The organism is Streptomyces sp. GSL17-111 (assembly GCF_037911585.1).
Taxonomy (GTDB): Bacteria; Actinomycetota; Actinomycetes; order Streptomycetales; family Streptomycetaceae; genus Streptomyces.
The window spans coordinates 2,319,398-2,336,235 of sequence record NZ_JBAJNS010000001.1 but is presented as its reverse complement, the minus strand read 5'-3'; the positions used below and the strand labels follow the sequence as shown (position 1 = coordinate 2,336,235).

The window sequence follows — 16,838 nt, the reverse complement described above, 5'->3', positions numbered from 1 at the left end:
GGCGAACAGCTCCCGCTCGTCGTCGTCTCCGTCGTGCTGATTCACTGAGAGTTCCTTCCTTGTGGAGAGGGAGGACCGGGGCCCGACCATGTGCTTTGGTCGGCGGTGGCCGGGCCCCGTCGGTGCTACGACAGGTCGAACAGGCCGATCTGTGCGGGATCGGCAGGTGCGGTGCGCAGTGCCGCGCGGCGAGCTGCGTCCAGGCAATCCGGGCACCATGCCCGGAGCGCGTGCACCGGGAGGGCGACCGCGCGGCGGGTGGGGGTGATCGGGTCGGCCGGCGCGGCGAGCAACCGGACCGGCCCGCGATGCTTGCTGGCGTGTCGGTCGTGCTCTCTCGGGCAGCGGCCCCCGCCCTTGGCGTGGGCGTGGCCACACTCCCCGGAGCACTGGCAGCGCCACTCAGATGCGGCCATGACGATGCGCCACTGGTCGGCGTAGACGATGGGCTCACTCACGCCGCCACCCCGCTTGTACCGTCGCCGCGCGCGGCGAGTGCGACCAGGTGCGTGAGGGCGGTGGTCGCCTGCTGGGGAACCACGCCGTTGCCCAGCGCCTTGAGCTGCGCTGTCCGTGACAGGCCCGGCACGGCCGTGACGTGGCCGGCGGGAAGGCCCATCAGCCACTCCACCAGGAGGGGGTTCAGCCGTCCCAGAGCGTCAACTGGCCTGGGGGCGGGGCGGTCGAGGACGACTTCCCAGTGTCGGACGGCCGGGCCGTAGGCCCCCCAAGCCTGTGCGCCGCCGACGGCAGTGTCAGATCCCCCTTGCCGCCACGCTGGTTCGGGCTGCCCTTGGCCCCGTCCGTCGCTCGTGGGGTCGGCAGAAGTGTGCCGCTGTGGGCCAGGTCGGTCAGGGTCGGCGAGCTGCTGCGTGGGTTCGTTGCCGTAGCCTGCCGGGCTCCCCGGGCGTCCCCTGCCACCGGGGTGGGAAGCAGGGAGACGGCGTGCCGCAAGTTCATCCCACCCTGTGCAGCGTGGCCGACGCCGGTCGCCTCGGAGGTCGAGGGGGTGGGCATCAGCGCGACTACCGTCGGCAGGCCGTCGCGGTAGCCGCGACCCTTGGCGTCCCTGGCACGTGGGGTGGGCAGGCCAGGCGAGGAGGAACAGGCGGTTGCGCCGATGGGCGGCGCCGACATCCGACGCGCGAAGAGTGCACCACTGCGCATCGAACCCGAGGGCGGCAAGGTCGGCGAGGACGGCGTCGAATCCGAGGGAAAGGTGCCCTGCGACGTTCTCAAAGACCGCGTAGCTGGGTCGTAGTACGCGAAGGGCACGGGCGATGTGCGGCCAGATGTGGCGGTCATCGGTGACTCCCTTCCGTTTGCCGGCGCTGCTGAACGGCTGGCAGGGGTAGCCGCCGCACACGATGTCCACCGGCTCCACCGCGTGCCAATCGACGGCGGTGATGTCTCCGAGGTTGGGCGACTGTGGCCAGTGATGGGCCAGGATTCGGGCGGCGCCGGGGTCGTTGTCGGCCACCCAGGCCAGGGAGGCGCCGAATACCTCTGCAACGGCCATGTCCAAACCGCCGTAGCCGCTGCAAAGCGACCCGATCCGCAACCTGTTCACGCCGCCACCGCCTCGGCGTCGGTGGTGCTCTGGGTGCGTTCGGCCTTGAGCGTTTCCCGCAGCCGCCGGGCGTTCGTGGGGGAGCAACGCAGCTCGGTCCGGATCGGCTCAGCTGCCAGCCGTTCGGTCGGCCACTGTGCCGTGGCCTCGCGTGCCTGCGTCAGCAGCTCCTCAAACGACCGCTTGCCCTGCGTACGCCGCCCCTTCCTCGCACCGGTCGCGCGCGGCTTGGGCGCCTCCCTGGGGGGCGCGGGCGGCAGTGCCGGCCGGTCCGGCGTGGCCGGTTCCGGCATCGCCTCGTCGGGGGCGAGTTCGCCCAGCTTGAGCAGGACGCGGGTCCGTCGCGGTGCGGTGCGGCGCCAGTTCCGACCGTGCCGCTCGCGCAGCTCTGCCCGGAGCAGCTGGCGTTCCCGCTCGCGGGCGAGTGCGTCGCGGTAGCTGGTCGTCTCCCACAGCACCATCCGGCGCCACAGGGCGAACGTCGCGATCGGGGAGAGCAGCCAGCGGGAGCGGCGGATGCGTTCCATCCTCGCACCGGTGGCCGCGCCGATGCGGACGGCGTAGATGTGGGCGGCGATCTCGGAGAGCACCACCCACAGAAGCGGCATGGTCCCGTGCGCCACCTTCGCCGACAGGGACTCGCCAGCCGCGACGTTCAGCCAGCACGTCACCGCCGTGAGGGCCCAGGGAACGAACCGCACCCACCCCAGGGGCATCCCCATGCGGATGAGCAACAGGTTGGCCACGGTGAACACCGGAATCGCCACGTCGATGCCGACCGGCAGCATCCACGGTGCACCGAATCCCCACCGCTCAGCTGCGGCGGACACCGCGTCGAACGACGATGCCAAGCCGAGTCCGCCGACCGCGCCGGCGGACAGAGCAGCAGCGGCAGCCAGCCACCGTTCCCCCGTGCTCAGAGCGGGGATGCCCCGGTGCTCAGCCGTCGTCGCGGCCGTCTCGGTCCCGCTCACGGCTTCCTCCCCTCGGACGGGGCCGCGCCGACTCGACCGGGGCGGCGGCCGTTGATCTGCTCGCCGGTGCCCGGCACGTTTCCGTGACCGATGCACCAGTCCCAGCCGCTTCGCTTGCACCGGTACATCGCCTCGTCAGCCCGACGCAGCGCGACCGGCAGTCCCGTACCGGGTCCGGTGGCCACCACTGCGCCGATGGATGCGCTGACGGGGAGCTGGGCGTTCTGGTGGGTGACGGGCTCGTTGAGCCGTTCGGCCAGATCGGCCAGCGCAGCGCGGAGGTCGGACTCACCACCGGCGGTGAACACGGCGGTGAACTCGTCTCCGCCAAGCCGGGCCGCCGTCCCCGCGTGGTCGAGCGCCCACCGGGCCAGCCGCCGACCGGTTGCCCGGATGGCCGCGTCACCGGCTGCGTGACCGAACGTGTCGTTCAGCTCCTTGAAGCGGTTCAGGTCCGCCAGCAGCACCGCCCGCGATCCCCGGGACAACAGCTTCCGGGCCCGGGTCTCGAACAGCGCCCGCGTCGGCAACCCGGTCAACGGGTCGCGCCGGGCGCGGCTGAGCTGGCGACGCATCCACACGGTGTGAACGGACCAGCCCGCCGCTACGGTCGCCGCAGCGGCGACCGTGGAGAGAACAGCGCTCATGCCGCCTCACCCTCTCGGCGCACGCGACGACGCCGGGCCGCAGCCCTCAGCATCGGCACGGTGCGTGTCAGGGCCTCGGCGTACAGCGCGTCCCAGGCGGCCACCTCGTCCGACTCGGCCCGCTCTCGCAGGTCCGCCAGGGCCTCTCGCGCGACGTCCATCCGCGCGGCCCGCTCCTCGTGGGACTCGCCCGGGACACCCACGAACAGCTCCCGGTCGATGCCGAGTGCCAGTTCCGTGAACTCGGAGGCGTTGTAAGCCTCCTGACCAGCAACAAAGGTGCGCATCACTACTCCTGTGCTTGTCGAGCAGGGCAGGGTGCAGCGGTCGGCGTTCCTTGGCCGGGAGACGACCGCGCACGCATCAGCATGCACTAGTGCGCACTAGCTCGCAACCATTGCGGCAGTGCGCAGTAGGGCGCGCTGGTGGATAACCTCGAAGCATGAGCCTTGCCGCGAACGACCCCAGACCCAAGCCGGTGCAGGTTGCGGATGTGCTGCGGAGGCGGATCAGCGAGGGGAGGTACGCGGACGGCAGGTTGCCGGGAACCCGGGAACTGGCCCGCGAATTCGGGATCGCCGGCCAGACGGTGCGCGACGGGCTGGGCATCCTTGTCGCAGAGGGGTTGATCTTCTCTGCGGGGAACCGCGGGTACTTCGTGACGGCGGCCTCAGCAGAGGCGCCGAGTGCTAAGCAGGACACGACCGAAGAGATCAAGGAAATCCGCTCCCAGATTCAGGCATTGGCTGAACGGGTGGCGGCCCTCGAAGGACGCGCCACCTCAGGCAGTGCGTGATCTGGAAAACACTGTGAAGCTGGGGCCGGCTGTCGAGAAGTGACAGTGGGGGTGTCAGAGAGCCGGGCACGGTGACACCTCAGATGCCCCCACACTGTCCTCTTGCGTGTCCCCCCGAAGGAACGGCAAGACTCACGACAGGCAGCCAAGGGAGGGCACATGGCAGACGACAGGCCGGCGTGGGCACACCGCATCGTGGCCGAACGGCAAGCACGGGACTGGTCTCAGCTTCAAGCCGTACGCGCCCTCAGAGCCCACGCACCGAGCGAGCTGCCCAGCGAAGAGTCGATGGTCCGCCAGTGGAAGCGCTGGGAAGCCGGCTCCATGCCCGGCGACTTCTACCGCCCCATCATCGCGGCGACCTTCGGCACCGTGACACACGCGATCTTCCCCGCCCCATCCCGTCGTGACGGCAACGCCGAAATCGTCGCCGCGAGCGGCATGGAGACGCTGGAAATCGTCAGCCGCCTGAACCGCTCCGACGTCGACGCCGCCACCCTGGACGCGCTGCGCATCACCGTCGACCGGCTCTGCTCGGAGTACCCGTTCATGCCGAGCGAGCAGCTGCTCGTAGAGGGCCGGCAGTGGCTCCGCCGCGTGGTGGACCTGCACTCCAAGAGCCTCACGCTAGCCCAGCACCGCGAAGTGCTCGCGCTTTCTGGGTGGCTGGCGCTCCTGGTCGGCTGCGTCGAGTACGACATGGGCAACCGCCACGGCGCTGAGTCCACGCGCCGGGCTGCGCTCTCACTCGCCACTGAGACCGACCACAGCGAGCTCACCGGATGGGCCCACGAGATGCGCGCCTGGTTCGCCCTCACAACAGGCGACTACCGAGGCGTCATCGCCGCCTCCCAAGCTGGCGCCGAACATGCCGCGAACCACGGTGTCGCTGTGCAGCTAGTGTCCTGAGTCGTTTGTTCGGTTGCGGTTGTAGGGTGGGGCGATGCCTGGTCCGAAGCCGTTGCTGCTGGAGCTGTCTGATCACGAACGCCGTGTCCTGCGGGGCTGGTTGCGCAAACGGACGGCCTCGCAGGCTCTGGTGCTGCGGTCGAGGATCGTCCTGGCGTGTGCCGAGGGTCGACCGAACGCGCAGGTCGCGGATGACCTGGGGATCTCGCGGGAGACGGTGCGGAAGTGGCGCTCGAGGTTCGTCGCGGACCGGTTGGAGGGTCTGGTGGACCTTCCGCGTTCGGGGGCGCCCCGAAAAATCTCCGACGAGCAGGTCGAGGCCATGGTCGCCAGGACCCTTGGCCAGGCGCCGCCGTCGGGTGATTCGCACTGGTCGACGCGGTCGATGGCCCAGGTCGAGGGCATGTCGCAGTCGGCCGTCTCGCGGATCTGGCGGGCGTTCGGCCTCAAGCCGCACATCGTTGAGACGTGGAAGCTCTCGACCGACCCGCAGTTCGTCACCAAGGTCCGCGACGTGGTCGGCATCTACCTCTCGCCCCCGGAGAACGCCCTGGTCCTGGCGGTGGACGAGAAGTCGCAGATCCAGGCTCTGGACCGCACCCAGCCCGTGCTGCCCCTGGCGCCGACGGTCCCGGCGAGGATGACGCACGACTACGTCCGGCACGGCACCACCAGCCTGTTCGCCGCCCTGGACATCGTCTCCGGCTCGGTCATAGCCCAGCACTACCGACGCCACCGCGCCCAGGAGTTCCTCCGCTTCCTGAAGACCATCGACGCCGCCGTGCCCAAGCACCTCGAACTCCACCTGGTCCTGGACAACTACGCCACCCACAAGACCGAAGCGGTCAAGAAGTGGCTGCTGCGACACCCCCGCTTCCACCTGCACTTCACCCCCACCTCCGCCTCCTGGCTCAACCTCGTCGAGCGCTGGTTCGCCGAGCTGACCTCCCGCAAACTCCGCCGCTCGACCCACCGCAGCGTGATCGAACTCGAGCGGGACATCCGCGGCTGGATCAACGAGTGGAACAAGAACCCCAAGCCGTTCATCTGGACCAAGACCGCAGACGAGATCCTCGAAACCCTCGCCGCATACTGCACACGAACTAACGACTCAGGACACTAGCGGCTCAGGAAGCGAAGGCGTGGGCCCGCATAGGGGACCGCCGACAGGTCGAGGTGACGCTCGACCGAGGCCGCCGCCTCCTGGAAGGCATGCCGCTTCAAGAAAACCTGGACAACCACTTCGTGGTCGACCCTGCGAAGTTCGATTTCTACGCGATGGACTGCTACCGCCTCGTCGGCGAGAACAAGCTCGCCCGTAATCTCGCCGAACAAGTCCTCCGCGACGGCACCGACTTCGACGGCACAGAACGCTCCCCCATGCGCAACGCCGAAGCCCGCGTAACGCTTGGCGTAACAGCGGCTCGTCAAGGTGATCTAGAGCAGGCGCTAGCCTTTGGCAACCATGCACTCCAGGGCGATCGGCAATCTATGCCGTCGTTGCTCATGACAAGTCGCGAGTTGGCGGCGGAGGTGCGGCGGTCCTACGCAAGCGACCCTGCGGCCCATGAATATCTGAGCCGACTACGTGTGCTTGGAACAACTCAGGCCACCTTCTATTCGCCGCAGGGGTTGTAGTTCTGGATAATATGGCCATCGCGAGTACTGCATTTCGTGCTGCGGCCGAGTTGGCGTACTGAGACTAGAAAGGGGGCTCGTTGGCCATTGCCAGAATTTTCTCAGCCAGTTCCTTGTTGCCAAGTTTCCGAACTTCTTTACTGTAGTTCGAATGCTCGCCCCAAGGGATTCCGTCAATAATCGCTCTCGTGAAATATTCGGCAGATTCGTGGCTCTGAATGTGGTCGACCACATTCTTGAGTCGGTACCATTTCCCGGCGGCTACTGCTTTAAGGATCTCTTTGGCGTCGCCTTCCTGGCCCGCTTTCCGGAGATAGGTCACAATCTCGATGAGCTCGTTGCTTCGCCGCCCTAGTCCGATGTGCCTGAGAATCTTCTTTGCATCACCAGATAGTGTGGCACTCCGGAGTTGCTGCACTATGGACTGAATATTTTTAGGCGGGTGTATTCTTGCAATGTTCGCGAGGTAAGCATCGGCATGTTCCTCTATTTCCGCTCGGCGCATGGCAACGACGATTGCAGGTGTTGACGTTGTCCCGTGAATCCGTGCTGTGTGCGCGAGAAGTGACCCAACAGTTCGATCGTTATCCGATACTACCCACAGCACAGGCTCGCCCCGTGGGTCGATAGGTTTATCCTGGGGGAACTCGTTATTTAGTACTGCGAGAGTCTGAACTATCGACTGCGGGCTATCTTGGGCAGCTCTTCTCATGAGATCGCTGACAGACATCTCGGCCCGCAGCATGGGTTCTACTATCTGCGGGAGCCAGAACGCCGTCGGGGTTTCGGTCGAATTTTCCACTATCTCAATGAGATCGTACATTTGAGCTAGCTTAAGCGCCTCAAGATTCCATGGAATTTCTCTTTCTGGGGTAACGGCTGGTGCGTAATGAGTGGAATGTTTATTTTTCGCGTTCCTGGCGAAGTTTGTCACGCGTTCACGCCAGATTCCTTGAGCTATCTCCTGCGGGGGGAGTGGCGTTCCGTTAACCCTCGCGTGCTCCGCTAGTGCTTCCACGATTGACAATACTTCAAGCAAGTTGAGTGAGCTTTTACCTGAAATCTTGTCCTGAATAGTGGAACGTGCCATCGGGCGGTCTCGTCCTTGCCGCCCGATCAGGTGCTCAATCCTGCGGATGCTGGGATTTCCTGCCCGTACTCGCAGCTCCTGAAGCTGTTTCGCCAAGCTCACGTGTTGTCCCCCTGTTGCTGTCCGCAGGTGTCCGGCTCTGGCCGAGACTGTCCGGGCCTGTCCGGGCCTGTCCGGTGAATGCTTGAGCATCTTAGGTGGCCTGCTGGTGAGCTGTCCGGCATTCGCTGGGTTTGGCCGAGCGCATAGCGTTCGTTGCCTCGGACAGGTTGCCTTCATCCAGAAGACAGCGTCGCCCCCGTCGTGGCTGACAGGGGCGACACCGACTCGTGTGGCCAGGGCAACTGAGACGGCCCCTGGCCCTTCATTGGAGGAGCAACGTGTCGAAGCCCGAGACCCCTTCCATGGGGAAGCGTAAGGACGGAGACCCCCAATGGGTCAACCGCTGGGTGCCCTTGGTGACTGCACTTACAGGGGTGATCGGGGCGCTCGCAGCCTTGGTCAGCGCCGTTCGTGGCTGACTGAATAGGGCCCCCTGTGGGACAGGCTTTCCCACAGGGGGCCCTGGGCGGACGGCCTGACTGGGGTCGCTGTGGACGACATGTGGACGGGGCAGGCGTCCATGCGGGGAGTGTGGAACAAAGGGGCAGGCCAGACCAGCGGCCTCGGTGGCACGCGCAGCAGACTGTAAATCTGCCGGCTCAGCCTTCCCAGGTTCGAATCCTGGCGCCGCCACAGGACCTGAAACGGCCCCTGATCCAGCGATCAGGGGCCGTTCTGGTGTGCGGAGCCGACGGTCAGGCGAGCTGCTTCTCCTCGGCGAGATCGAGGATCATGGTCCGAGGGGTACCGACGAGCGCGGGAGCGTTCTCGGGAGCGGGCCAGATGCGGGTGCGGAGGGTGGTGGCCCACGCCTCGGCCGCCTCCACGGTGTCGAAGTCCAGTTCCACGACGATGTACGCGGGGTCGTCGACCGGGCGGTGAATGCGGTGGTGGCGCACCCCTGCCCGCCGACGCTGGTCGGAAAGGCGGTCGAACGCCGCCTTCCACCGGCCGTAGTCGGTGACCGGGTGCTCGATGTGCAGCGTCGGCATGGTGGCCCCTTCCGAGCGTGCCCCTCTTTCCATGCTCCGGCGGTCCCGAAGGGCTGTCCAGTCAGGGCAGGGCGGCGGTGACGGCGGTGGGGACGGGGGTCTCGCCGCTGACGAGGTTGAGGGTGAGGCCGGCGGTGCGGGGTTCGTCGAGGAGGGCGACGAGGACGGCCGCCACGTCGTCGCGCGGCACCTCGGCGCGTTCGGCGTCCGGGCCGAGGTGGACGCGGCCGGTGCCGGGCGCGTCGGTGAGGCGGCCGGGACGCAGGATCGTCCAGTCGACGTCGGTCCGGGCGCGCACGGCGGCGTCGGCGGCGCCCTTGGCGCGGAGGTAGGCGGCGAAGACCTCGTCCATGCCGGGCGGCGGCTCCTCGTCGACCCGCATGGCCGAGACGACGATCAGGCGGCGGACGCCGGCCCGGGCGGCGGCCTCGGCGAAGAGCTCGGCGCCCCGGCGGTCCATCGTCTCCTTGCGGGCCGCTCCGCTGCCCGGCCCGGCTCCGGCGGCGAAGACGGCGGCGTCGGCGCCCGCGAGGTGACCGGCGACCTCCGCGACGGGAGCGGACTCCAGGTCGCAGACGACGGGTTCGGCCCCGGCCGCCCGGACGGTGTCGGCCGCCTCCGGGCGCCGGATCAGGCCGACCGCCTCGTCGCCGCGTGCGGTGAGCAGCTGTTCGAGCCGCACCGCGATCTGTCCGTTGCCCCCTGCGATGACTGTGCGCATGCGTCCGACGGTACGTCACCCGGGCTCTGGCGCGGTGTCATCTCTGCGCCTGTCGCGGCAGGTCGAGCCCGGCGGCGTCGGCCGCGTCGCAGAACTCCCGCACCGCGCTGGTGCGGGCGACCACGCGGCCCCGGTGGAGCACGACGCGGCTGTACCCCAGCGACAGGACGCCCGGCACCGTCTGCCCTCGGACGGCCAGCAGTTCGGCCGGGAAACCGGCCTCGACGCGCACCGGGGGGAGCCCGAGGGCCCGTCGGGCGTGGGTGCTGACGGCCGCGTAGGCGTCCTCGGGGCTGGCCTCGGCGCGGGACGCCAGGAGGAAGGCGGCCTCCAGGGGGTCGCCGCGCCCGACGGGGTTGGCGGCGTCGCGCAGGGCGCCGCTGCCCGCCGCGACGTGGACGCCCGCCGCGCGGAGCAGCCGCAGTGGCACCCAGCCGCTCGCGTCGGGGTGGCCCGCCGAGCCGTCGAGCGCGCAGCCGCCCTGGGGCAGGGTGACGACGCTGACGCCGGAGGCGGCGAGCCGTCCGGCGAGGTGGGCGGCGACGTCGTGCGGGAGCCGGGCGAGCCCGCAGCAGGGGCCGATGGTGACGTGGGGCCGCAGCCCGCCGGCCATCGCGGCGAGCCGGGCGAGCCGGGCCGGTTCGGGGGCGTCGGTGTGGAGGTCGACGGCGCGGCCGTGTTCGGCGGCGAGCTCGAGCACGGCCTCGGCGTGGCCCGACGGGTCGGGGTCGAGGTCGGGGCAGCCGCCGACGACGTCCACGCCCATGCGGAGGGCGTCGCGGAGCATGGCCAGCCCGTCGGCTCCGGCCGTGCCGGTGAGTTGGCGAGGCACGGCGACGACGCGCAGCTCCGTCAGCCCCCGCAGCGCGCGGCGGGCGCCGAGGACGGCCTGGAGCGAGCGGAGTCCGGCGACGTCGCCGATGCGCACGTGGGTGCGGATGGCGGTGGCGCCGTGGCCGAGTTGCAGGAGCGCGGCCTGGGTGGTGCGGCGCTGGATGTCGACGGGTTCCAGGGAGGGCGGTCCGTCGGTGTCGGCGGTCAGGGCGCTGTCGTGGTGGGCGTGGGGCTCGGCGGGGGCGGGCAGCAGGAGGTATCCGCCCAGGTCGAGGCGGGTGCCCCGGGCGCGGGAGTCCGCGTCGGCGAGGCTTCCGGCCGTGCCGACGGCCTCGATGCGGCCGCCGGTGACGCGGACGTCGACGGTTCTGCCGTCGGCGAGACGGGCGCCGCTGAGGACCAGGCCACCCGACTCCGCGCTCGCTCCGGCGCGTTCGTGGCGCCCGGGTTCCTGGGGCTGGCTGTCCGGCATCGGGCTCCCGCTGGGTGCTGTCCCTCGGTCGAGGAGTGTCTGTGGGGGCGCCCCGGGCCGACGGTGTGGCGCGGTGAAGTGCACGTTCCGTGGGCAGGGTCGGACCGAGCGTAGGACGCGGGGGGTGTCCGGGGCGGGCAGTCGCGGGGCGGTCGGCAAAAGTCGTACCGGAAGGGACGGCTCCGGCGGGTGCTCGGAGGGTGGCCGCGAGGGGCTCCGAGGGCGTCCGGGAGGGGCGCCTCACAGGGACGATACGGATTTCACCTTCGGCGGCGGAGCGTGTAGTGTCTTCCTCGCTCGCCCCAATAGCTCAGTCGGCAGAGCGTCTCCATGGTAAGGAGAAGGTCAACGGTTCGATTCCGTTTTGGGGCTCTGGTGTGAGAGGCCGTCCGCCCGGTGGCGGGGGGCCGGTCACATCGTGGCGGCGTAGCTCAGTCGGTAGAGCAAACGGCTCATAATCGTTGTGTCACCGGTTCAAGTCCGGTCGCCGCTACTCACCACTCAGTAGCCGATTGTGGGGTCGGTCCTTCGATCGGCTACTCTTTCTGCGTTAAACACCATTCGTTCGCGTCAAGGAGCACTCAACGTGGCTGCCACGGACGTCCGCCCGAAGATCACGCTGGCCTGCGTGGAGTGCAAGGAGCGGAACTACATCACCAAGAAGAACCGGCGTAACAACCCGGACCGTCTTGAGATGAAGAAGCACTGCCCGCGCTGCAACTCGCACACCGCGCACCGCGAGACGCGCTGATCACTGGGCTGATCACAGCAATCGTCGAGGCCGTCCCCGTCGCCGGGGGCGGCCTCACGGCGTTCGTCGTCCCCGTGCCCGGTCGCAGTCGGCCACGGGGACGACGAACGCCGGGCACCAGCACGCCGGAATCCAGCAGGAGGTAGCGGGCCATGGCCCTCGACCAGTCGTTCGTCGGGCGGAGCTACCCGCCCACCGCGCCCTACGAGGTCGGCCGGGAGAAGATCCGGGAGTTCGCCGAGGCGATCGGCGACGCCCATCCCGCCTACACCGACCCGGAGGCGGCGAAGGCGCTCGGCCACGAGGACGTCATCGCGCCGCCCACCTTCGTGTTCAGCATCACCTACCGCGCCGCCGCCGAGGTCGTGCAGGACCCGGAGCTCGGGCTGGACTACAGCCGCGTCGTCCACGGCGACCAGCGTTTCGCCTACGTGCGCCCGGTGCGGGCCGGCGACCGGCTCACGGTCACCTCGACGGTCGAGGCCATCCGCTCCATGGCGGGCAACGACATCCTGGACATCCGCGGGGAGGTCCACGACGAGCTGGGCGAGCTCGTCGTGACCGCCCACACGAAGCTGGTCGCCCGCGCGGCGGCGGAGGAGAGCTGAGATGGCCGCCACACTTCGCTACGCCGACGTCGAGCCGGGCACCGAGCTGCCCGCGCGGAGCTTCCCGGTCACCCGGGAGACGCTGGTGCGGTACGCCGGCGCCTCCGGTGACTTCAACCCGATTCACTGGAACGAGCGGTTCGCCCGCGAGGTGGGCCTGCCGGACGTCATCGCGCACGGCATGTTCACGATGGCCTCGGCCGTCCGCGTCGTCACGGACTGGGTCGGAGACCCGGGCGCCGTCGTCGAGTACGGGGTGCGCTTCACCAAGCCCGTCGTGGTCCCGGACGACGGCGGGGGCGCCGTGATCGAGGTCTCCGCCAAGGTCGCCGCGAAGCTCGACGACGAGGCCCGCACCGTCCGCGTCGACCTGACGGCGACTAGCGCCGGGCAGAAGGTCCTCGGCATGTCCCGCGCCGTCGTCCGGCTCGCCTGACCCCGCTCCCCGGCGGTCCCACCCGTACGCTGGTGCCCGTGCAGAAGCTTCTCGACGCCCCGCTCGCCCCGCTGACCACGTTCCGGCTCGGCGGGCCGGCGCGGTGCCTCGTCCACGCCACCAGCGACGACGAGGTGATCGACGCCGTGCGCGCGGCGGACGCCACCGGTACGCCGCTCCTGCTCATCGGCGGCGGCAGCAACCTCGTCATCGGTGACGACGGGTTCGACGGCACCGCCGTCCGCGTCGCGACGACCGGCCTCACCCTGGACGGGACGCGGCTGGAGCTGGCGGCGGGGGAGAACTGGTCGGAGGCCGTCGCCCGCACCGTCGAGGCCGGGCTGGCCGGGGTCGAGTGCCTGGCCGGCATCCCCGGCTCGGCGGGCGCGACGCCGATCCAGAACGTCGGCGCGTACGGGCAGGAGGTCTCGTCCGTCATCACGGAGGTCGTCGCCTACGACCGCGTCGAGGACCGCACGGTGACGATCCCGGCCGCCGAGTGCGGCTTCTCCTACCGGCACAGCCGCTTCAAGGCCGACCCGGACCGCCACGTCGTGCTGCGGGTGCGGTTCTCGCTGGAGGACGCCGACGGGCTCTCCGCCCCGATCCGGTACGCGGAGACGGCGCGGGCCCTCGGCGTCGGGGTCGGGGACCGGGTGCCCGCCGCCCGCGCCCGCGAGACCGTGCTCAAGCTGCGCGCCGGCAAGGGCATGGTGCTCGACCCGGAGGACCACGACACCTGGTCGGCCGGGTCCTTCTTCACCAACCCCGTACTCAGCGAGGCCGAGCACGCCGCGTTCACCGCCCGCGTCGCCGAACGCCTCGGAGCCGACGTCACGGCACCCGCCTGGCCCGCCGGGGAGGGCCGCGTCAAGACCTCGGCCGCCTGGCTCATCGACCACGCGGGTTTCACCAAGGGGTACGGCACCGGCGGAGCCCGCATCTCCAGCAAGCACACGCTGGCCCTGACCAACCGGGGCACGGCCAGCACGGCGGAGCTGCTGGGCCTCGCCCGGGAGGTGCGGGACGGCGTCCGGGCGGCGTTCGGCGTCACGCTCGTCAACGAGCCGGTCACCGTGGGCTGCGCGCTGTAGCCCCGGCCCCCGCTCCGGCCGGGGCACGTCAGGACGCGAGCCAGGCGTCGACCTCCGCCAGCAGCTCCGCCCGCACCGGCCCGGGGGCCAGCGAGCCCCGCAGGGACTGCCGGGCCAGCTCCGCCAGCTCCGCGTCCGTGAAGCCGTGGTGCGCGCGGGCCAGCTCGTACTGGGCGGCCAGCCGCGACCCGAACAGCAGCGGGTCGTCCGCGCCCAGCGCCATCGGCACCCCCGCGTCCCACAGCGTGCGCAGGGGGACGTCCTCGGGCTTGTCGTAGACGCCGAGCGCCACGTTGGACGCCGGGCACACCTCGCACGTCACCCCGGCCTCGGCCAGCCGGGCCAGCAGCCGGGGGTCCTCCGCCGCGCGGACGCCGTGGCCCACGCGGTGGGCCCGCAGGTCGTCCAGGCAGTCGCGCACGCTGCCGGGCCCGTCCAGCTCGCCGCCGTGCGGGGTGGCGGCCAGCCCGCCGTCCCGGGCGATGGCGAAGGCCCGGTCGAAGTCGCGGGCGAAGCCGCGCCGCTCGTCGTTGGAGAGCCCGAAGCCGACGACCCCGCGGTCCCGGTAGCGGACCGCGAGACGGGCCAGGGTGCGGGCGTCCAGCGGGTGCTTCATGCGGTTCGCGGCGACGAGGACCCGGATCGGCAGCCCGGTGGCGCGCTGGGCGGACTCCACGGCGTCCAGGATGATCTCCAGCGCCGGGATGAGGCCGCCGAGCCGTGGCGCGTACGAGGTCGGGTCGACCTGGATCTCCAGCCACCGCGAGCCGTCCGCCACGTCCTCCTCGGCGGTCTCCCGCACGAGCCGCTGGATGTCCTCCGGCTCGCGCAGGCAGGAGCGTGCCATGTCGTAGAGGCGCTGGAAGCGGAACCAGCCGCGCTCGTCCGTCGCGCGCAGCTTCGGCGGCTCCCCGCCGCGCAGGGCGTCCGGCAGGTGGACGCCGTACTTGTCGGCCAGCTCCAGCAGGGTGCTGGGGCGCATGGAGCCGGTGAAGTGCAGGTGGAGATGGGCCTTGGGGAGCAGACGGACGTCACGCACGCGTTCCATCCCAAGATCCTGCCGCATCGGGCGGAGAGCGGGAAGCCGCTTTGCGCACAAGCCGTCCCGTGCGGTATTCGCCGCCCGGGACGGCCTGTGCGTGCCGGGCGGGGCCGGGACGGGCCCTGCCGGGCCGGTGCGCCGCCGCACCGGCCCGGCAGCGGGCTCAGCGGGCCTCGGCGAGCAGCTTCTGGATCCGCGAGACGCCCTCGACGAGGTCCTCGTCGCCCAGCGCGTAGGACAGCCGCAGGTAACCCGGGGTGCCGAACGCCTCACCGGGGACGACGGCGACCTCGGCCTCCTCCAGGATCAGCGCGGCCAGCTCCACCGTGTCGGCGGGCCGCTTGCCCCGGATCTCCTTGCCGAGGAGCCCCTTCACGGACGGGTACGCGTAGAACGCCCCCTCCGGCTCCGGGCAGACCACGCCGTCGATCTCGTTCAGCATCCGCACGATCGTGCGGCGCCGGCGGTCGAAGGACTCCTTCATCTTCGCAACGGCCGTCAGGTCGCCGGAGACGGCGGCCAGGGCGGCGGCCTGCGCCACGTTGCTCACGTTCGACGTGGCGTGGGACTGGAGGTTCGTCGCGGCCTTGACGACGTCCTTCGGGCCGATGACCCAGCCCACGCGCCATCCCGTCATCGCGTACGTCTTGGCGACGCCGTTGACGATCACGCAACGGTCGGCCAGCTCCGGCACGACGACGGGCAGCGAGGAGAACTCGGCGTCGCCGTAGACGAGGTGCTCGTAGATCTCGTCCGTCATCACCCACAGGCCGTGCTCGGCGGCCCAGCGGCCCACGGCCTCAACCTGCTCGCGGGTGTACACGGCGCCGGTCGGGTTGGAGGGGGAGACGAAGAGCAGCACCTTCGTGCGCTCCGTCCGCGCGGCCTCCAGCTGCTCGACGCTCACGCGGTAGCCGGTCGTCTCGTCGGCCACCACCGGCACCGGCACGCCGCCGGCCAGCTTGATCGACTCGGGGTACGTCGTCCAGTACGGGGCCGGGACGATGACCTCGTCGCCCGGGTCGAGCATCGCGGCGAAGGCCTCGTAGATGGCCTGCTTGCCACCGTTGGTGACGAGCACGTTCGCGGCCTCGACCCGGTAGCCGGAGTCACGCAGCGTCTTGTCGACGATGGCGGCCTTCAGCTCGGGCAGGCCGCCCGCCGGGGTGTAGCGGTGGAACTTGGGGTTGCGGCAGGCCTCGACCGCCGCCTCGACGATGTAGTCGGGCGTGGGGAAGTCGGGCTCACCCGCGCCGAAGCCGATCACGGGTCGGCCCGCCGCCTTGAGCGCCTTGGCCTTGGCGTCGACGGCGAGGGTGGCGGACTCGGAGATGGCGCCGACACGCGCCGACACGCGGTTGCCGGACGACGTGGTGGAGGACTGGTCTGAGGGGTTTGCAGCAGTCATGCGAAGCATCGTTGCAGACTCGACGACGGCCGGACACAACGGTTTCACCTGGCGGAAGCCGGGTCGCGGCCCGGGCCGTCCCGGCTGCTCGGCGCACGTCCGCACGTCGACGCCGCCGTCCGTGGGACGCCCGGAGGCGCGGCCGCGCACGTCACGCAGGGCTACCTGTTCGACGGCAGCGCGGTGAGCACGTACACTCTTCCCTCGTTGGCCTTCTCCGACCACGCGTCGGACGCTCAGCCGAGTGTCCGTCATGCGGTAGGTTGAGGGATCGGCAAAGGGTCGTAGCTCAATTGGTAGAGCACTGGTCTCCAAAACCAGCGGTTGGGGGTTCAAGTCCCTCCGGCCCTGCTCCACGCATCTCTTCCACCCCATAGGATGGTGCGTGCAGGCGTACGTACAGAAATGCACCGCCGTGCGGCTGGGCTGAACGTCGCGCGGCCCCCGACCCCGGATCAGGTGAGGACAAGTGGCGGAGATCACGGATACTGCCGAGGTCCCCGAGCCCGGGCGTTCGTCGGATGACAAGAAGCCGCGGCGGGGCGGCAAGCGCGGCAAGAAGGGCCCTCTGGCCCGCCTCGCGCTCTTCTACCGACAGATTGTCGCCGAGCTCCGCAAGGTCGTCTGGCCCACGCGGCACCAGCTCACGACGTACACCACCGTGGTGATCATTTTTGTGCTGATCATGATCGGTATCGTGTTCGTGCTTGACTATGGCTTCAGTGAGGCCGTCAAGTTCGTCTTCGGCTGACAC

General features: G+C 69.9%; 20 protein-coding genes, 4 tRNA genes and 1 pseudogene. 13 read left to right on the top strand and 12 right to left on the bottom strand.

Annotated features, from left to right (window positions below; all coding sequences use genetic code 11):
* Positions 1-125 precede the first annotated feature (125 nt).
* The 6 genes and pseudogenes from V6D49_RS10170 to V6D49_RS10145 all read right to left on the bottom strand — a co-directional run bounded on the left by V6D49_RS10170 (position 126) and on the right by V6D49_RS10145 (position 3,478).
* Positions 126-458, bottom strand: a complete 333-nt coding sequence (locus V6D49_RS10170) for a hypothetical protein (protein WP_340558939.1) — start codon at positions 456-458, stop codon at positions 126-128.
* The gene (locus V6D49_RS10165; RefSeq protein WP_340564348.1) at positions 455-631 is read right to left on the bottom strand and encodes a hypothetical protein; all 177 of its coding nucleotides are present in this window, start codon (positions 629-631) and stop codon (positions 455-457) included. The genes V6D49_RS10170 and V6D49_RS10165 overlap by 4 nt, the downstream gene beginning before the upstream one ends.
* Before the next feature lie 522 nt (positions 632-1,153).
* A pseudogene (locus tag V6D49_RS10160) lies at positions 1,154-1,519 on the bottom strand (DNA cytosine methyltransferase); the annotation flags it as partial.
* Between the two features lie 47 nt (positions 1,520-1,566).
* Entirely contained in the window at positions 1,567-2,544 is a 978-nt protein-coding gene (locus tag V6D49_RS10155) for a DUF2637 domain-containing protein (RefSeq protein WP_340558938.1), read from the bottom strand.
* Positions 2,541-3,191 (bottom strand): GGDEF domain-containing protein, encoded by a 651-nt coding sequence (locus tag V6D49_RS10150; RefSeq protein ID WP_340558937.1) that lies wholly within the window; start codon positions 3,189-3,191, stop codon positions 2,541-2,543. Before V6D49_RS10150 ends, V6D49_RS10155 begins: the two co-directional genes overlap by 4 nt.
* Complete coding sequence (locus V6D49_RS10145) at positions 3,188-3,478, bottom strand: hypothetical protein (protein ID WP_191209798.1); 291 nt, start codon at positions 3,476-3,478, stop codon at positions 3,188-3,190. The genes V6D49_RS10150 and V6D49_RS10145 overlap by 4 nt, the downstream gene beginning before the upstream one ends.
* Positions 3,479-3,633: 155 nt before the next feature.
* Between V6D49_RS10145 and V6D49_RS10140 the strand changes: the two genes are divergently transcribed.
* From V6D49_RS10140 to V6D49_RS10125, 4 genes are all read left to right on the top strand, one after another.
* Positions 3,634-3,987 (top strand): winged helix-turn-helix domain-containing protein, encoded by a 354-nt coding sequence (locus V6D49_RS10140; RefSeq protein WP_224754861.1) that lies wholly within the window; start codon positions 3,634-3,636, stop codon positions 3,985-3,987.
* A 159-nt stretch (positions 3,988-4,146) separates the two neighbouring features.
* Positions 4,147-4,896: a hypothetical protein gene (locus V6D49_RS10135; RefSeq protein WP_340558936.1), complete on the top strand. Its 750-nt coding sequence runs from the start codon at positions 4,147-4,149 to the stop codon at positions 4,894-4,896.
* Positions 4,897-4,930: 34 nt separating this feature from the next.
* Entirely contained in the window at positions 4,931-6,019 is a 1,089-nt protein-coding gene (locus V6D49_RS10130) for an IS630 family transposase (RefSeq protein WP_340555944.1), read from the top strand.
* A 53-nt stretch (positions 6,020-6,072) separates the two neighbouring features.
* On the top strand, positions 6,073-6,534 hold the full coding sequence (locus V6D49_RS10125) for a hypothetical protein (RefSeq protein WP_340558935.1): 462 nt from the start codon (positions 6,073-6,075) through the stop codon (positions 6,532-6,534).
* Between the two features lie 64 nt (positions 6,535-6,598).
* Here V6D49_RS10125 and V6D49_RS10120 read toward each other — a convergent pair whose 3' ends face one another.
* A complete protein-coding gene (locus tag V6D49_RS10120) occupies positions 6,599-7,624 on the bottom strand; it encodes a hypothetical protein (RefSeq protein WP_340558933.1) in 1,026 nt (341 codons plus the stop codon).
* 649 nt (positions 7,625-8,273) lie between these two features.
* On the opposite strand from V6D49_RS10120, the gene V6D49_RS10115 reads away from it, so the two are divergent.
* Positions 8,274-8,359 (top strand) — tRNA-Tyr (locus V6D49_RS10115).
* Positions 8,360-8,421: 62 nt separating this feature from the next.
* Here V6D49_RS10115 and V6D49_RS10110 read toward each other — a convergent pair.
* From V6D49_RS10110 to V6D49_RS10100, 3 genes are all read right to left on the bottom strand, one after another.
* Positions 8,422-8,718 (bottom strand): hypothetical protein, encoded by a 297-nt coding sequence (locus tag V6D49_RS10110; protein WP_340558931.1) that lies wholly within the window; start codon positions 8,716-8,718, stop codon positions 8,422-8,424.
* 61 nt (positions 8,719-8,779) lie between these two features.
* Positions 8,780-9,439, bottom strand: coding sequence for an NAD(P)H-binding protein (locus V6D49_RS10105; RefSeq protein ID WP_340558929.1), 660 nt, complete (start codon positions 9,437-9,439; stop codon positions 8,780-8,782).
* Positions 9,440-9,476: 37 nt separating this feature from the next.
* A complete protein-coding gene (locus tag V6D49_RS10100) occupies positions 9,477-10,745 on the bottom strand; it encodes an amidohydrolase family protein (RefSeq protein WP_340558927.1) in 1,269 nt (422 codons plus the stop codon).
* A 299-nt stretch (positions 10,746-11,044) separates the two neighbouring features.
* On the opposite strand from V6D49_RS10100, the gene V6D49_RS10095 reads away from it, so the two are divergent.
* From V6D49_RS10095 to V6D49_RS10070, 6 genes are all read left to right on the top strand, one after another.
* A tRNA-Thr gene (locus tag V6D49_RS10095) sits at positions 11,045-11,117 on the top strand.
* Between the two features lie 48 nt (positions 11,118-11,165).
* Positions 11,166-11,238: transfer RNA gene (locus V6D49_RS10090), tRNA-Met, on the top strand.
* A gap of 93 nt (positions 11,239-11,331) precedes the next feature.
* The gene (gene rpmG, locus V6D49_RS10085) at positions 11,332-11,496 is read left to right on the top strand and encodes a 50S ribosomal protein L33 (protein WP_003956487.1); all 165 of its coding nucleotides are present in this window, start codon (positions 11,332-11,334) and stop codon (positions 11,494-11,496) included.
* Positions 11,497-11,648: 152 nt separating this feature from the next.
* Positions 11,649-12,104, top strand: a complete 456-nt coding sequence (locus V6D49_RS10080) for a MaoC family dehydratase N-terminal domain-containing protein (protein ID WP_340558926.1) — start codon at positions 11,649-11,651, stop codon at positions 12,102-12,104.
* 1 nt (position 12,105) lies between these two features.
* Positions 12,106-12,540, top strand: coding sequence for a MaoC family dehydratase (locus V6D49_RS10075; RefSeq protein WP_340558925.1), 435 nt, complete (start codon positions 12,106-12,108; stop codon positions 12,538-12,540).
* A gap of 38 nt (positions 12,541-12,578) precedes the next feature.
* On the top strand, positions 12,579-13,634 hold the full coding sequence (locus tag V6D49_RS10070) for a UDP-N-acetylmuramate dehydrogenase (protein WP_340558923.1): 1,056 nt from the start codon (positions 12,579-12,581) through the stop codon (positions 13,632-13,634).
* Positions 13,635-13,662: 28 nt separating this feature from the next.
* Here V6D49_RS10070 and V6D49_RS10065 read toward each other — a convergent pair whose 3' ends face one another.
* The gene (locus V6D49_RS10065; protein ID WP_340558921.1) at positions 13,663-14,682 is read right to left on the bottom strand and encodes an adenosine deaminase; all 1,020 of its coding nucleotides are present in this window, start codon (positions 14,680-14,682) and stop codon (positions 13,663-13,665) included.
* Between the two features lie 157 nt (positions 14,683-14,839).
* The gene (locus V6D49_RS10060; protein WP_340558919.1) at positions 14,840-16,084 is read right to left on the bottom strand and encodes a pyridoxal phosphate-dependent aminotransferase; all 1,245 of its coding nucleotides are present in this window, start codon (positions 16,082-16,084) and stop codon (positions 14,840-14,842) included.
* Between the two features lie 278 nt (positions 16,085-16,362).
* Here V6D49_RS10060 and V6D49_RS10055 point away from each other — a divergent pair.
* Together V6D49_RS10055 and secE are read left to right on the top strand one after the other, a co-directional pair.
* Positions 16,363-16,435: transfer RNA gene (locus V6D49_RS10055), tRNA-Trp, on the top strand.
* 118 nt (positions 16,436-16,553) lie between these two features.
* Positions 16,554-16,835 carry a preprotein translocase subunit SecE gene (gene secE / locus V6D49_RS10050; protein WP_191209786.1) on the top strand — a complete coding sequence of 94 codons (282 nt, stop codon included), beginning with the start codon at positions 16,554-16,556 and terminating at the stop codon, positions 16,833-16,835.
* Positions 16,836-16,838: the final 3 nt, after the last annotated feature.